Annotated in this window: 14 protein-coding genes; 10 read left to right on the top strand and 4 right to left on the bottom strand. The window is 71.4% G+C overall.

Annotated features, from left to right (window positions below; all coding sequences use genetic code 11):
- Nucleotides 1–13 precede the first annotated feature (13 nt).
- From ACWCXC_RS02455 to ACWCXC_RS02485, 7 genes are all read left to right on the top strand, one after another.
- Nucleotides 14–391: a phage holin family protein gene (locus ACWCXC_RS02455; protein WP_450682500.1), complete on the top strand. Its 378-nt coding sequence runs from the start codon at nt 14–16 to the stop codon at nt 389–391.
- A gap of 137 nt (nt 392–528) precedes the next feature.
- Nucleotides 529–1,659, top strand: coding sequence for a cystathionine gamma-lyase (locus tag ACWCXC_RS02460; protein WP_450886119.1), 1,131 nt, complete (start codon nt 529–531; stop codon nt 1,657–1,659).
- A gap of 100 nt (nt 1,660–1,759) precedes the next feature.
- Nucleotides 1,760–3,268 (top strand): DUF4246 domain-containing protein, encoded by a 1,509-nt coding sequence (locus ACWCXC_RS02465; RefSeq protein ID WP_450886121.1) that lies wholly within the window; start codon nt 1,760–1,762, stop codon nt 3,266–3,268.
- 227 nt (nt 3,269–3,495) lie between these two features.
- On the top strand, nt 3,496–4,392 hold the full coding sequence (locus ACWCXC_RS02470; protein ID WP_450682503.1) for a LysR family transcriptional regulator: 897 nt from the start codon (nt 3,496–3,498) through the stop codon (nt 4,390–4,392).
- Between the two features lie 63 nt (nt 4,393–4,455).
- Nucleotides 4,456–4,935 carry an NUDIX domain-containing protein gene (locus ACWCXC_RS02475; protein WP_450682504.1) on the top strand — a complete coding sequence of 160 codons (480 nt, stop codon included), beginning with the start codon at nt 4,456–4,458 and terminating at the stop codon, nt 4,933–4,935.
- A gap of 151 nt (nt 4,936–5,086) precedes the next feature.
- Nucleotides 5,087–5,614, top strand: coding sequence for a DUF2269 domain-containing protein (locus ACWCXC_RS02480; RefSeq protein ID WP_450886124.1), 528 nt, complete (start codon nt 5,087–5,089; stop codon nt 5,612–5,614).
- Between the two features lie 5 nt (nt 5,615–5,619).
- A complete protein-coding gene (locus ACWCXC_RS02485) occupies nt 5,620–6,507 on the top strand; it encodes a GNAT family N-acetyltransferase (RefSeq protein WP_450886126.1) in 888 nt (295 codons plus the stop codon).
- Between the two features lie 52 nt (nt 6,508–6,559).
- Here ACWCXC_RS02485 and ACWCXC_RS02490 read toward each other — a convergent pair whose 3' ends face one another.
- Together ACWCXC_RS02490 and ACWCXC_RS02495 are read right to left on the bottom strand one after the other, a co-directional pair.
- The gene (locus ACWCXC_RS02490; RefSeq protein ID WP_450886128.1) at nt 6,560–6,985 is read right to left on the bottom strand and encodes a GlcG/HbpS family heme-binding protein; all 426 of its coding nucleotides are present in this window, start codon (nt 6,983–6,985) and stop codon (nt 6,560–6,562) included.
- A 137-nt stretch (nt 6,986–7,122) separates the two neighbouring features.
- Nucleotides 7,123–8,337, bottom strand: coding sequence for an MFS transporter (locus ACWCXC_RS02495; RefSeq protein ID WP_450682508.1), 1,215 nt, complete (start codon nt 8,335–8,337; stop codon nt 7,123–7,125).
- A 172-nt stretch (nt 8,338–8,509) separates the two neighbouring features.
- Here ACWCXC_RS02495 and ACWCXC_RS02500 point away from each other — a divergent pair, with 172 nt between their 5' ends.
- Genes ACWCXC_RS02500 through ACWCXC_RS02510 form a run of 3 tightly spaced genes read left to right on the top strand, consistent with a single transcriptional unit; the run spans nt 8,510 to nt 10,674 of the window.
- Nucleotides 8,510–9,019, top strand: coding sequence for a MarR family winged helix-turn-helix transcriptional regulator (locus ACWCXC_RS02500; RefSeq protein WP_450682509.1), 510 nt, complete (start codon nt 8,510–8,512; stop codon nt 9,017–9,019).
- A 10-nt stretch (nt 9,020–9,029) separates the two neighbouring features.
- A complete protein-coding gene (locus ACWCXC_RS02505; RefSeq protein WP_450886131.1) occupies nt 9,030–9,482 on the top strand; it encodes an N-acetyltransferase family protein in 453 nt (150 codons plus the stop codon).
- 28 nt (nt 9,483–9,510) lie between these two features.
- Nucleotides 9,511–10,674: a winged helix DNA-binding domain-containing protein gene (locus ACWCXC_RS02510; protein ID WP_450886133.1), complete on the top strand. Its 1,164-nt coding sequence runs from the start codon at nt 9,511–9,513 to the stop codon at nt 10,672–10,674.
- A gap of 38 nt (nt 10,675–10,712) precedes the next feature.
- Here ACWCXC_RS02510 and ACWCXC_RS02515 read toward each other — a convergent pair whose 3' ends face one another.
- Together ACWCXC_RS02515 and dnaB are read right to left on the bottom strand one after the other, a co-directional pair.
- Entirely contained in the window at nt 10,713–12,095 is a 1,383-nt protein-coding gene (locus ACWCXC_RS02515; RefSeq protein ID WP_450886135.1) for a serine hydrolase domain-containing protein, read from the bottom strand.
- An 82-nt stretch (nt 12,096–12,177) separates the two neighbouring features.
- Nucleotides 12,178–13,659 carry a replicative DNA helicase gene (dnaB, locus tag ACWCXC_RS02520; RefSeq protein ID WP_450682513.1) on the bottom strand — a complete coding sequence of 494 codons (1,482 nt, stop codon included), beginning with the start codon at nt 13,657–13,659 and terminating at the stop codon, nt 12,178–12,180.
- Nucleotides 13,660–14,011 lie beyond the last annotated feature (352 nt).

Here is a 14,011-nt window from a genome sequence, read left to right on the forward strand (position 1 = left end):
CACGATCAGACACATGAAGAATTTCGTAGTCAAGACGATCGCCAACGCGGGAGCGCTGGCCGTGGCCATCTGGCTGCTCCAGGACATCACGCTCAGCGGCGGCGGCACCGGCCGCAAGGCCGTGACCCTGATCCTGGTGGCGTTGATCTTCGGCCTGGTCAACTTCGTGGTCAAGCCGGTGGTGAAGGTGCTCACGCTGCCGCTCTTCATTCTCACCCTGGGGCTCATCACCCTCGTGGTGAACGCCCTGATGCTGCTGCTCACCTCCTGGCTGGCCGGCGTGCTCGACCTGAGCTTCCACGTCCACGGCTTCTGGACCGCCGTCCTCGGCGGTCTGATCATCTCCATCGTCTCCTGGGCCCTGAACGTCGTCCTGCCCGAGGACGACTGAGAACGCGACCGACCCACCGGACCGCCCCGGGACCCTCCTCCCGGCGCGGTCCGGGCCGGGCGACGCCGCACCGCGCCCACCTGAGACAGTGCGGAGAACGGACCGGTGACCCGCCGGAGAGAGACGAGGACACGGACATGAGCACCATGGGCGACGGCACCCGGGCGGTACGCGCGGGGCTGCCGGAACCGGAGCAGTACGAGCCCACACTCCCCGGGCCGGTCTTCGCCGCGCACTACCACCTTGCCGGCGAGCCGACCGGGCCGTACACCTACGGCCGTGACTCGAACCCCACCTGGGACCGCCTGGAACGGGCCATCGGCGAGCTGGAGGCGCCGGGCGAGGCCGTGGAGACGACCGTCTTCGCCTCCGGTATGGCGGCCATCTCGGCCGTCCTGTTCTCCCAGGTGCGGACCGGCGACATCGTCGTCCTGCCCGACGACGGCTACCAGGCCCTGCCGCTGGCACGGGCGCAGCTGGAGGAGTACGGCGTCGAGGTGCGGACCGCGCCGACCGCCGGCGACGCCCAGCTGGCCGTGCTGGAGGGGGCCCGGCTGCTGTGGATCGAGACCCCGTCCAACCCCGGCCTGGACGTCTGCGACGTGCGGCGCCTCGTCGAGGCGGCGCATGCCGGCGGCACCCTCGTGGCCGTCGACAACACGCTCGCCACCGTGCTCGGGCAGCGCCCCCTGGAGCTGGGCGCCGACTTCTCGGTGGCCAGTGACACCAAGGGGCTGACCGGGCACGGCGATCTCCTGCTGGGCCATGTGACCTGCCGGGACGCCGGTCTCGCCGCGTCCGTGCGGCGCTGGCGCAAGGTCGTCGGCGCGATCCCGGGACCGATGGAGGCGTGGCTCGCCCACCGCTCGCTGGCCACGCTGGAGCTGCGCATCGACCGGCAGTGCGCCAACGCGCTGGCGCTCGCGCAGGCGCTCCTGGCACATCCCGCCGTGAGCGGGCTGCGCTATCCCGGACTGCCCACCGACCCCTCGCACGCGACGGCCTCGCGCCAGATGCGGCGCTTCGGTTCCGTGGTCTCCTTCGTGCTGCCCGACAAGGAGACCGCCGAACGCTTCCTCCTCTCGCTGCGGCTCGTGGAGGACGCGACCAGCTTCGGCGGCGTGCGGTCCACCGCGGAACGCCGGGCGCGCTGGGGCGGCGACGCGGTTCCGGAGGGCTTCATCCGCTTCTCGGTCGGCGCGGAGAACACCGCGGATCTCGTGGCCGATGTCGAACGAGCCCTGGCCGAGGCCGTCGCCGGCCGCTGACCGCCCGCCCCCGCGGTGCCCGTCATCCGGCGCCGCGGGGGTGTCGGACCGCTCCAGTACGCTTCCCGCGATCGCTCATCGACCGGGAGGAACAAGAGAATTGACCGGCCTGACCGCCTTCCCCCTGCCCTTCCAGGCTTCACGTCGCACGGAACGCGACGGGCCCCGGACGCTGCGCGAACTCCAGATCATGCAGTGCAGCGCCCATATACGGGCGAAGCCGGGGTGGTTCGAGAAGATGCACGACCCCGAGACCGTCGCCCGATGGACGCGTGAGGCGGTCGACCAGGGCCTGACCGACGCGCAGGTGCGGTACGTCCTCGACGAACTCGCGCACTACGCCTCGCTCCGCGACGCGGAAACCGGTGTCGAGGTGTCCGCCGTGGACGGCGTGTGGCACTCGGACACCCTGATCGACGACGCGCTGCGCACCCGCCTGCGCGAAGCCGTCCGGGTTCTGGAGGACGTCCCGGAGGCGGAACGGGACTGGCACCCCGGTTCGGACGGCCAGGTGCTCGATCTGGTGCACCCCTCGCTGTACTGCCTGGTCAACGGAGTGAGCGCCGGGCCGGAGCGCGCCTGGGAGAACCCGACCAACGCCTACTCGAAGCACGAGTTCTCGGAGCGGTTCCAGTGGCTTCCCACGGACGCCGACGTCGCCGAGGACGGGACCGTCTCCTTCCGCTCGTACGTCAACAACGTCCATCCGGAACGCCACGCCGAGCTGGCCGCCGTCCTCCCGGAACTGCTCGGCCGGATGCGCCCGCTGCTGGAGAACGTGCTCACCGACCTCCGCCATCCCCGGCCGATGCGGATCGAGGCCGACCCCTACGGCTGGTACGAACCGGAACCGGAGTTCCCGGACGAGGACGACTACAGCGACGAAGCCGCCTACAACGAGGCCGTGGAGGCGTGGGAGCAGGCTGAGGACGAGCGGTACGAGACCCGCCGCCCCGTGGTCCCGGACGCACCGGAGTTCACGGCACCCGAACCGCCCGCCCCCTCCGACCGGATCGATCTGCGCGGCCGCCGCCTCCAGGTCATCGTCAAGCTCGCCACCCTGCACCTCACCCCGGAGAAGCCCGAGTACCCGGGCGGTTCCTGGCACGTCGAGGGGATGCTGAACGAGCGCATCGTCTCGACCGGCCTCTACTACTGGGACAGCGAGAACATCTCCGAGAGCCGGCTGGGCTTCCGGACCGCCGTCGACGAGCCCGAGTACGAGCAGAGCGACAACAAGGGCATCCGCGAGGTCTACGGGCTGGAGAACGAGGGCCCGCTGAACCAGACGCTGGGATCGGTGGAGACCCGGGCGGGCCGCTGTCTGGCCTTTCCCAACCTGCTCCAGCACCGGGTGAGCCCGTTCCGCCTCGTCGACCCGACCCGTCCCGGGCACCGCAAGATCCTCGCGTTCTTCCTGGTCGACCCGTCGGAGACGCTCGTCTCGACCTCGGACGTGCCGCCGCAGCAGCCCTGGTCCGCGACCTCGACGATGACCCGCGAACAGGCCGAGGGCTTCCGCGAGGAGCTGATGCGGGAACGCACGTTCTTCGTCGACGAGCACAACGACCAGGTGTTCGAGCGCGAGTTCTCGCTCTGCGAGCACTGAGCCGCCCGGCGGCCGGCCACCCCGTCCTCGGCAAGGGACGGGGTGGTCCGAGCCTCCCCCCTCGTGGCTCGGACCACCCGGGTTCTCCGTCTTCTCCTCACGAAGAACCGCCTCGACAAGGCTAGTTGACTCTGCGTCAGTGTCCAATCACAGTAGCGGCAGCGACCTATCGACATATTTATCGTTGTCCGGGTCCGACGAGCCACTGCGGCGAGAGGGGGACGGACATGGACCTGGCCCTGCTGCGCACGTTCGTCACCGTGCACCGGGCCGGCTCCTTCACCCGCGCCGCCGCCCTCCTCGGTCTCTCCCAGCCCGCCGTCACCTCACAGATACGCACCCTGGAACGGCAGCTGGGGCGGCCGCTCTTCACCCGGCGGGCGCGCGGGGTGACCCCCACCCCCATCGGTGACGAGCTCGCGCACCGGGCGGCGCCGCATCTGGACGCCCTGGTGGAGATCACCGAGACCGAGCTGGACGAGGTGTCGGGCGTCCGCACCCTGCACCTCGCCGGACCCCCCGAGTTCACCTCGCTCCGCGCCCTGCCCGCGCTCACCCCGCTCCTCACCCAGGGCCTGGCCCTGCGGAGCTCGTTCTCGGCGGACACCGACGAGACCCTGGACGGCCTGGCGGCGGGCCACCACGACCTGGCCATCGTGACGGCGCGGCCACGCGGCGGACTGCTCACGGCCACCCCGCTCTGCGACGAGGAACACGTGCTGGTCGCCGCGCCGCGCTGGGCCGGGCGGCTGGGACCGGGCACCCTGCGCCGCGACGGACCGGTGGTCCTGGCGCAGCTGCCCGTCGTGGAGGTGCACGAAAGCCTGCCGCTCGTCTCCCGGTACTGGGCGGAGGTCTTCGACACCCGCCCCGCCGCCTCGGGCGCCGTCATCGCGCCGGATCTGCGGGCCGTCCTGGCCTGCGCGGCGGCGGGCGCGGGCCTCGCGGTCCTGCCACGCTATCTGTGCGAGGGCGCGCTGGAACGGGGCGAGGTGGTGGCCCTCCTGGATCCGCCGGTGCCACCGCTGCGCACCTATTTCCTGGCGGCGAGGACCGGCACCCTCGCCCTGCCGCCGGTCGCACGGGCCCACGAGGTGCTGCTGCGCGCGGCGAGCGACTGGTGACCTCAGGACGGCCCCGCGGCCGCCCGGTGTTTCAGAACCGGTCCGGCGGGCCACGCTCTTGCCATGACCGAACGTCCTGTGGTCAAGCGCACCGCACGCGCCATCCTGCTCGATGACAACGACCTGATCCTCATCAAGCGCACCAAGCCGGGCGTGGATCCGTACTGGCTCACGCCGGGCGGCGGGGTGGAGCCCGGGGACGCCACCGTCGTCGACGCCCTCCACCGGGAGCTGGACGAGGAACTCGGCGCCAAGATCACCGATGTGGTGCCCTGCTTCGTCGACACCGTCGAGCACATCGAGGGCGACGGGGTGAAGGGGGTCAAGGTCCAGCACTTCTTCGTCTGCCGGCTCGAATCGATGGACCTGTCCCTGCGCCACGGCCCCGAGGTCGACGAGCCCTGCGGGGAGTACGACGTCGTCCGGGTGCCGTTCAGCCGGGTCGGCATCGCGGCCGTCCATCTCGTACCTCTCTCCCTGCGCCACTACCTGGACGGCAACATCGAGGGCGTCCGTGCGATGCACGCGCCGGATCTGGGCTGACGGGCCGGAGCCGAACAGGCTGCTCCCCCGTCCTCCCAGGTGAGGTGTGTCGGCGCGGGCCGGGAACGCGGCCGCGTACGCCGAGGCCGGTACGCGGGGATACTCCCCTCGTCGGATGACCGGCGGCGGACCGGCCCGCACCGTGTTTCACGTGAAACCACTCAAGCGCCGCACCCGCAGAGCCCTGCTCGTCGCCCATGTCTCGGTATCGGTCGGCTGGCTCGGGCTGACCGTCTGCCTGCTGACACTCGGCCTGACCGCCTTTCTGACCGGTGATCCGGCGACCGCGGGGGCGGCGACGCGGGCCATGCAGATCTTCGGTGACTGGCTGGTCGTCCCCGTCGCCCTGGCCACCCTGGTCAGCGGTCTGGTGCTGTCCCTGGGGACGCCCTGGGGACTGGCCCGGCACCGCTGGGTCTGGACGAAGTTCTGGCTCACCCTGGTCACGGCCGGGCTGTCGGTCTTTGCCCTGCGCCCCGGAATCGACGAAGCGGCCGAACGCGGCACGGTGGACATCGACCTCGTGGTGGCGCCGTCGGTGGCCGCCGCGACCTATCTCTTCGTCACCGCGATCTCCGTTCTGAAGCCCTGGGGGCCGACCCGGCGCGGCCGGCGCCTACGCGTCTCGGCCAGATCCGCTAAAGCGGTGGACGAGCGATCACCAAGTCGGACAGCCTGAGGGGTATGCCCAGCTCCTTGCCCCGCCCGCTCGCCGATCTGCCGATCCGGCGCCTCACCCGGGACGATCTGGTCCCCTGCGCCGACCTCAGTGAGGACCGGGGCTGGCCCCGCGACGAACACCGCTGGGGTCTCCTCCTCACAGCGGGAACCGCCTACGGCATCGACGACCCCGAAGGCAAGGGCCTGATGGCGAGCTGCGTGGTGACCTCGTACGGTCCCGATGCCGCCGCCGTCGGGATGATGCTGGTGGCCGGACGCCACGCCCGTCGGGGGATCGCCCGGCATCTCATGCGCGCGGTGATCGAGTCCACCGGGGGAGCGGCGCTCAGCCTGTACGCGACGGACGCCGGCCGCCCGCTCTACGAGCGGCTGGGTTTCGAGGCCGTGGGCCGAACCGACCGGATGAGCGGCCTCTTCCGGTCCGGCACGGCCTCGGAGCCGCGTACCAGCGGCGAGGGAGCCGTACGCGTGCGCCCCGCATCGGCGGCCGATCTGCCGGGCATCCTGCGTCTGGACGCCCAGGCCACCGGGCTCGACCGCACCCACCTGCTGGCCCGCCTTCCCGCCTTCGCCGACCATCTGCGCGTGGCCGAGGAGAACGGCGCGCTCATCGGATACGGCGCGCTGTGGCCCAGCGCGCAGAGCCATGCGCTCGGTCCGCTGGCCGCGCGGGACACGGACACGGCGAAGCTCCTGGTCGTCTCGCTCGCCGCGGCGACGGACCGGCCCCTGCGGGTGGACATCGACGCCCGGCACACGGACCTGCTCTCCTGGTTCCGCGAGCGCGGCCTGGAGCCCGGATCCTCGACCACGGTCATGACCCTCGGCGGCGCGCGGCAGCCGGGGGACCGGGAGCGGTACTTCGCCCCGCTGAGCGTGGCGACCGGCTGAACGACGCGGTGATGCCCCCGGAGCCGGGGGCATCACCGTGCGTGCGCAGAACTCAGACGAGGCTCGCGACAGCGGTGGTGGCGAAGCCGTGGTCCTGCTCGGGTGCGCCGCCGCCGACGCCGACGGCTCCGATCAGCCGTCCGCCCCGGTGGACCGGGACACCACCGGCGATGAAGAGCAGCGGGCGGTCGAGCGCGGTCGGCAGGGTGTGGAAAAGGCCGCCCGGCTGGACCGCGTCGACCAGGTCGGCGGTGGGGGCGTCGAGCTGGAGAGCGGTGTACGCCTTGCGGGTGCTGGTCTCTCCGGCGATCAGGACGGCCCGGTCGTCGCGGCGGAAGGCCAGCAGATGACCCCCCGCGTCGAGGACGGTGACGGCTGCCGCGACGCCGGCGGCCTCGGCGGCGGTGCGGGCCGCCTCGATCAGCGCCTCCGCGTCCTGGGTGGTGAGCGGCGCTGCGGCGGTGGTGGGGGTGCTCATGGGATAACTCCTTGGTGCGGTTTCGGTGCGGTTCGGTGCGGTTCCGCGCGGGGTGCGGCTCTGCGGTGCGGTACGGATGCGGTGGTGCGGGCGGGTCGGCGCGGTGCGGTTCCGGTGTGGTGGTGCGGGGCCGTCGATCAGTGGCGGGAGGCCACGGGGGCGGCCACGGCTTCGGGGGTGTGCGAGGTGACGATCCGGCTCCGTGCGGCCGTACGGCGCTCCAGCCCGCTGGACACGACCGCCAGCACCAGGGCGGAAGCCGCGAGGGCGGCGCCCACCCAGTTCGGAGCGGTGTAGCCGAGTCCGGCGGCGATGACCATGCCGCCGAGCCAGGCGGCCAGCGCGTTGCCGAGGTTGAAGGCGCCGATGTTGACGGCGGACGCGAGCGTCGGAGCGCCCGCCGCCTGGTCGAGGACGCGCTTCTGGAGCGGGGGAACGGTCGCGAAACCCAGGGCGCCGATGAGGACGACGGTGAGGGCTGCCGCGACCTTGTTGTGCGCGGTGAGGGTGAAGAGCGCCAGGACGACCGCGAGGGCGCCCAGGGCCACGTAGAGCATCGGCATGAGGTGGCGGTCGGCGAACCTGCCGCCGAGCAGGTTCCCGCCGACCATGCCGAGGCCGAAGAGCACCAGCAGCCAGGTCACGGAGGAGGCCGCGTAGCCGGCGGTCTCGGTCATCATCGGGGTGATGTAGGTGATCGCGGCGAAGACTCCGCCGAAGCCCAGTACCGTCATCGCCATGGCCAGCAGGACCTGGACGTTGCGGAAGGCGGCCAGCTCGTGGCGCAGCCGGACGCCCTCGGGACGGGGCTGTTCGGGCACCAGGCGGGCGACACCGAGCAGTCCGACGACGCCCAGGCCGGCGACGACGAAGAAGGTGCTCCGCCAGCCGACGCTCTGCCCGATGTAGGTGCCGAGCGGTACGCCGACCACATTGGCGACGGTGAGCCCGGTGAACATCATCGCGATGGCGCCGGCCTTCTTCTGCGGTGCGACCAGATCGGCCGCGACCACCGAGCCGATGCCGAAGAAGGCCCCGTGGGCGAGCGAGGCGATCACGCGGCCGGCGAGCATCACGCCGAAGACCGGGGCGGTGGCGGAGACCACGTTTCCGATCACGAACAGCCCCATCAGCAGCATCAGCATGCGTTTGCGGCTGATCCGGGTGCCGAGCACGGTCATCAGCGGGGCCCCGAGGACGACGCCGAGCGCGTATCCGGTGACGAGGAAGCCCGCGGTCGGGATGGAGACGTGGAAGTCCGCGGCCACCTCGGGGAGCAGTCCCATGATCACGAACTCGGTGGTTCCGATACCGAATGCCCCGATGGCGAGAGCGAGGAGCGCGAGCGGCATGGCTTCACCTTCCCTGGAGAGTGCGTCTGCGGAGAGCGCGGACCCGGACGTGATTGCGTACGCGCCTTACGAGCGTCCACATTAATTGCATGCGCGGGTTAATTGCAAACGCGGGCTATTGCGGTCGTCGCCTATCCTGGGGGGACGAGCTCCCGCACGGAGGTGAGGACCCATGACAGCGACGGACCCCGCACTGACCGCCCTTTCCCAGGGCTGGTGCGCGCTCTCCCTGCTCCACGGGAAGATCGAGGCCCATATCGAGCGCGCCCTGCAGAGCGGTCACGGCCTCAGCGTGCGGGAGTACTCGCTGCTGGACGTTCTGAGCCGCCAGCACAACGGGCCGGGCGGCCATCTCCAGATGAAGCAGGTGGCGGACGCCGTGGTCCTCAGCCAGAGCGCCACCACCCGGCTGGTGACGCGCCTCGAGGACCGGGGCCTGCTCACCCGCTATCTCTGCGACACCGACCGCAGGGGCATCTACACCGACGTCACCGAGGCCGGGCTCGCCCTGCTCGCCGAGGCCCGGCCGACCAACGACACCGCCCTGCGGACCGCGCTGGACGAGGCGGCTGTCAATCCCGAACTGGCCCCGCTCGTAAGGGCGGTGGAGGGCCTGAAGGCTCCGGACCAGGCTCCGGTTCAGGCCCCTGCCGGGCACCTCTCCGACGGCCTCCCGGCGTAGGCTGCCGATCATGAGTGATCCGGAGATCCGCCCCGCCACCGCCCACGATCTGCCCGAGATCGTCGCCATGCTGGCCGACGATCCCCTCGGCGCCCGGCGGGAGTCACCGGACGACCTCATGCCCTACGAGACGGCGTTCCGGCGGCTCTCCGGCGACCCCCACCAGCATCTGGTGGTCGCCGTGCGGGCGGACCGCGTCATCGGCACCCTGCAACTCACGGTGATCCCCGGCCTGTCCCGGCGCGGCGCGACCCGCTCGGTGATCGAAGGCGTCCGGATCCACGCCGACGAGCGCGGCAGCGGTCTCGGCACCCGGCTGATCCAGTGGGCCGTGGACGAATCACGGCGCCAGGACTGCCAACTGGTCCAGCTCACCTCGGACACCACCCGGACCGACGCCCACCGCTTCTACGAACGGCTCGGCTTCGTCGCCAGCCATGTGGGCTTCAAACTCGCGCTCTGAACCCGGCACGGCAGCCAAGGAGACGCCCATGCACCGCATCACCGACGCACAGCGCCGCATAAGAATCGGGCGGCGCCACCTCTTGGCCCCCTCCCTCCGCGCGGACTCCCCCGTCGCCGTGGCCGACGCCCTCGTCGGCCTGCACGCCACGGACGCCGCCACCGTGTTCCTGTCCGCCTGTGCCCGGCTGCGGAAGCCCGACGTCGGCGCGGTGGAGACCTCCCTGTATGAGGAGGTCTCGCTGGTCCGGCTGCTCTCCATGCGCAACACGCTCTTCGTGGTGTCGGACGGCCTGGCCCCCCAGGTGCGGGCGTCCAACGCCGCCGCCGTCGCCGCCAAGGAGCGCAGGAACCTGCTCAAGCACCTCGCGGAGGACGGACAAGGGCTGGACGGGACGTGGCTGTCCGCCGCCGAGGACGCCACGCTCGCCGCGCTGACCGCCCGGGGCTCCGCCACCGGAAGCGAACTCTCCGCCGCCGTCCCCGCCCTCCGCACCAAGATCACGATCTTCCCCGGCAAGAAGCAGGAGGCGGTCCAGGGCATCGCCACCCGGGTGCTCCGGGTGCTGGCCGCGGAGGGACGGATCCGCCGCGACCGGCCTCGGGGCTCCTGGACCTCCAGCCAGTTCCGCTGGACGGCCTCCGACCCTCATCCCGAGGTCGAAACCGCCACCGCGCAGGCCGCGTTGGCGCTGCGCTGGCTGCGCGCGTACGGCCCGGCGACCGAAACCGACCTCAAGTGGTGGACGGGATGGGGCCTCGGCCAGGTTCGCGCGGCGCTGGCCGCCGCCCACGCCGTCGACGTACGACTCGACGACGGAGGCACCGCCTGGATCGCCCCGGACGACGAGGCCCCCGACACCGAGCCGGAGCCCTGGGCAGCCCTGTTGCCGGCGCTCGACCCGAGCGCGATGGGCTGGGCGGACCGGGGCTTCCATCTCGACCCCGACCTCCGGGCCCCGCTCTTCGACCGGTCCGGCAACATCGGGCCCACGGTGTGGTGGAACGGCCGGATCATCGGCGGCTGGGCTCAGCGCGCCGATGGCGAACCGGTCTGGCGGCTGCTGACAGACGCCGGCCGGGAGGCATCCGCCGCGGTCGAGGCGGAGGCCGCGCGGTTGCGGACGTGGGTCGGCGAGGCACGGATCACCCCGCGCTTCCGCACGCCGCTGGAAAGGGAGTTGACCGCCTGAGCGGTCCCGCACGCCGTTTCACGTGAAACGGCGTGTGCTCAGCCCTCCAGGCCACGCCAGCCACCCTCGTCCACGCCCCCGGGCACGGCGCTCTCCGGGGCGTACGGCTCCCGGGTGAAGACGAACGAGCCCAGGTCCAGATGGCCCACCCGGCCGTCGGCGGTCCGCACCACACGCAGGGTCTCCCCCGCGTAGTAGCCGTCCAGCCCGGTCCAGGTGCCGTCCGGGCGGGCGAGGAAACGGGCCCCGCGCCCCTGGCCGTTCAACGGCCGCAGCTCCAGACCGCGTTCGGGCAGCAGCCTCAGCACGTTCGCACGCGGACCCCAGTACCAGGGGCCGGTCAGCGCCAGCAGGTCCTGGTCCACCTCGGGCAGGGGCCGCCACGGCTCCGGGATCCTCGGTTCGGCCTCGGCCACGATGTCCACGAGGTCGGCAGCCACATCACCGATCGCCACTCCGGAGGTGACGTTCGCGAACACCACGGCGGCGACGTCGTCCTCGACGCTGATCCAGAGTGCGGCCAGGAACCCCGGCAACGAACCCGTGTGCCCGATGAGCGTCCGCCCCTTCGACCGCACCACCTGGAGCCCCAGACCGTACTGACCCGCGTGGTCCTCCGGCTCGGGCGGGCCCGCCGGCGCCCGCATCTCTGCCACGGACGCGGCGGAAAGCACCCGGTCGTCACCGTCGGCCAGAAAGGCGGCGAAGCGCAGCAGGTCCGCCGTGGTGGACCAGAGCTGTCCGGCCGGCGCCATCAGCCCCAGGTCCTCGGCCGGCTCGGGCAGCAGGACGTCCGCCCAGGGATGGACGGCCCACGCGCCGGCGTGCGGTACCTGCGGCTGCGCACTCGTACGGTGCATGCCCAGCGGCTCCAGCACCTCACGGCGCAGCGCCTCGGCCCAGGAGTCCCCGCGCACCGCCTCGACCAGCGAGCCGAGGAGGGTGTAGCCGGGGTTGGAGTAGTGGTGGCGCCGACCGGTCGGGTGCACCCCGGTACGGTCCTCCAGCACCTCAGCGAGTCCGGGACGCACCGTGCCGGGAGTCCGCTCCCACCAGGGTGCCGGCGCCTCGGCACCGAGCCCGGCGGTGTGGCCCAGCAACTGATGGACTGTGACGTCCCCGGCCCCCGTACCGGGCAGGTGCTTCTCCAGCGGATCCCCCAGATCCAGCAGCCCCTCGTCCCGGAGCCGCAGCACCAGCACGGCGGTGAACGTCTTGGTGAGGGAACCGATCCTGAACTGTGTATCGGTGTCCGGGGCATGGCCGTCCACACAGGAACGGGATCCGTGCCAGGCGATCTGTCCCTGCCGCCGCACGGCAGCGGTCATGGAGGGCGAACGTCCCTCCGCCTGCGCGGTGGCAAGGCGGTGCAGCAGCGCGCGCCGGGTACCCGGAAGCAATGGTTCGGCTGGAGAAGTCATGGTCCATGCCTACCGCCCCGGCCTCCCCATGGCGAACCGATTTGCTCGCCGGTCGCGACCGGCCGGGGAGGGCCCGTTCCGCTCAGGTCTGCGCCATGTCCACGAAGCGCGAATAGTGTCCCTGGAAGGCGACGGTGATCGTCGCCGTCGGGCCGTTACGGTGCTTGGCCACGATCAGGTCGGCCTCGCCGGCGCGCGGGGACTCCTTCTCGTAGGCGTCCTCGCGGTGCAGCAGGATCACCATGTCGGCGTCCTGCTCGATGGAGCCGGACTCACGGAGGTCGGAGACCATGGGCTTCTTGTCGGTGCGCTGCTCGGGGCCTCGGTTCAGCTGGGAGAGCGCGATGACCGGAAGCTGAAGCTCCTTGGCCAGCAGCTTGAGGTTTCGGGACATGTCCGAGACCTCCTGCTGACGGCTCTCGGCGCGCTTGGAGCCACCGGACTGCATCAGCTGCAGATAGTCGATGACCACCAGCTTGAGGTCGTTGCGCTGCTTGAGGCGGCGGCACTTGGCCCGGATCTCCATCATGGAGAGGTTCGGGGAGTCGTCGATGTACAGCGGGGCCGCGGACACGTCCGGCATCCGCCGCGCCAGGCGCGTCCAGTCCTCGTCCGTCATGGTGCCGGACCGCATGTGGTGCAGCGCCACCCGGGCCTCGGCGGAGAGCAGACGCATCGCGATCTCGTTCCGGCCCATTTCCAGGGAGAAGATCACGCTGGGCATGTTGCTCTTGATCGAGCACGCCCGCGCGAAGTCCAGCGCGAGCGTCGACTTACCCATGGCGGGGCGTGCCGCGATGACGACCATCTGGCCCGGGTGCAGTCCGTTGGTGAGGGCGTCGAGGTCGGTGAAGCCGGTCGGCACACCGGTCATCTCCCCGCTGCGCGAGCCGATCGCCTCGATCTCGTCGAGCGCGCCCTCCATGATGTCGCCGAGCGGCAGGTAGTCCTCACTGGTCCGCTGCTCGGTGACGGCGTAGATCTCGGCCTGCGCCGAGTTGACGATGTCGTCGACGTCGCCGTCGGCCGCGTATCCCATCTGCGTGATCTTCGTGCCGGCCTCGACGAGCCGCCGCAGGACCGCGCGCTCGTGCACGATCTCCGCGTAGTACGACGCGTTGGCCGCGGTCGGCACCGACTGGACCAGGGTGTGCAGATACGGGGCGCCGCCGACCTTGGTGATCTCACCGCGCTTGACCAGCTCGGCCGCCACGGTGATCGGGTCGGCCGGCTCGCCCTTGGCGTAGAGGTCGAGGATCGCCTGGTAGACGGTCTCGTGCGCGGGACGGTAGAAGTCGTGGCCCTTGATGATCTCCACGACATCGGCGATGGCGTCCTTGGACAGGAGCATGCCGCCGAGCACGGACTGTTCCGCGTCGAGGTCCTGGGGCGGGACGCGCTCGAAACCGGACGAGCCGCCTTCCCAGCCGTCGCTCTCCCGGCCCCGGTCGTGCTGCTCCCCGCGCTGCTGTCGGCCCTCGCCGCGGCGCTGACGGGACACGGGCAGCCGGTCGCTGGGACCGGTGTCGGCCCAGGGGTCGTCCAGGGGCTCAGGAATGCTCATCCGGCCACCTCCTCCCGTCCGCTCCGCGGACCTAGCCGTGCCACTCTTTCTTACGGCACGGCGCTGACAAACAAGACGCCCGACTCCGGTTCCGGTGTGTCGGGTTCGACGGTCTCCGAGGCCGGAACACGGTGGGGGCGCCGGACCACGGTAGGCGTCCCGGCACCTTCAGCCAATCTGGTTATCCACAGGGCATGTGGACGACGGACCAGATGCTGTGGAGAACTCCGCAGAACCTGTGCACGGAGCGGGGGACAGCACTGTGGACAAACTCATAGCAGGTCCAGCAGAAACGGCCTGACCTGCACCTTCTCCATCCACGGCCTGTGGGGGAGAAAAACTTTTCGCGTCG

It is taken from the genome of Streptomyces sp. NPDC001515, assembly GCF_053597115.1.

Bases quoted from the DNA above. Each gene is read 5' to 3' on its own strand.
- ACWCXC_RS02455 (WP_450682500.1), top strand. From the start codon at position 14: ATGAAGAATTTCGTAGTCAAGACGATCGCCAACGCGGGAGCGCTGGCC.
- ACWCXC_RS02460 (WP_450886119.1), top strand. From the start codon at position 529: ATGAGCACCATGGGCGACGGCACCCGGGCGGTACGCGCGGGGCTGCCG.
- ACWCXC_RS02470 (WP_450682503.1), top strand. From the start codon at position 3,496: ATGGACCTGGCCCTGCTGCGCACGTTCGTCACCGTGCACCGGGCCGGC.
- ACWCXC_RS02475 (WP_450682504.1), top strand. From the start codon at position 4,456: ATGACCGAACGTCCTGTGGTCAAGCGCACCGCACGCGCCATCCTGCTC.
- ACWCXC_RS02485 (WP_450886126.1), top strand. From the start codon at position 5,620: ATGCCCAGCTCCTTGCCCCGCCCGCTCGCCGATCTGCCGATCCGGCGC.
- ACWCXC_RS02490 (WP_450886128.1), bottom strand. From the start codon at position 6,985: ATGAGCACCCCCACCACCGCCGCAGCGCCGCTCACCACCCAGGACGCG.
- ACWCXC_RS02495 (WP_450682508.1), bottom strand. From the start codon at position 8,337: ATGCCGCTCGCGCTCCTCGCTCTCGCCATCGGGGCATTCGGTATCGGA.
- ACWCXC_RS02500 (WP_450682509.1), top strand. From the start codon at position 8,510: ATGACAGCGACGGACCCCGCACTGACCGCCCTTTCCCAGGGCTGGTGC.
- ACWCXC_RS02505 (WP_450886131.1), top strand. From the start codon at position 9,030: ATGAGTGATCCGGAGATCCGCCCCGCCACCGCCCACGATCTGCCCGAG.
- ACWCXC_RS02510 (WP_450886133.1), top strand. From the start codon at position 9,511: ATGCACCGCATCACCGACGCACAGCGCCGCATAAGAATCGGGCGGCGC.
- ACWCXC_RS02515 (WP_450886135.1), bottom strand. From the start codon at position 12,095: ATGACTTCTCCAGCCGAACCATTGCTTCCGGGTACCCGGCGCGCGCTG.
- dnaB (WP_450682513.1), bottom strand. From the start codon at position 13,659: ATGAGCATTCCTGAGCCCCTGGACGACCCCTGGGCCGACACCGGTCCC.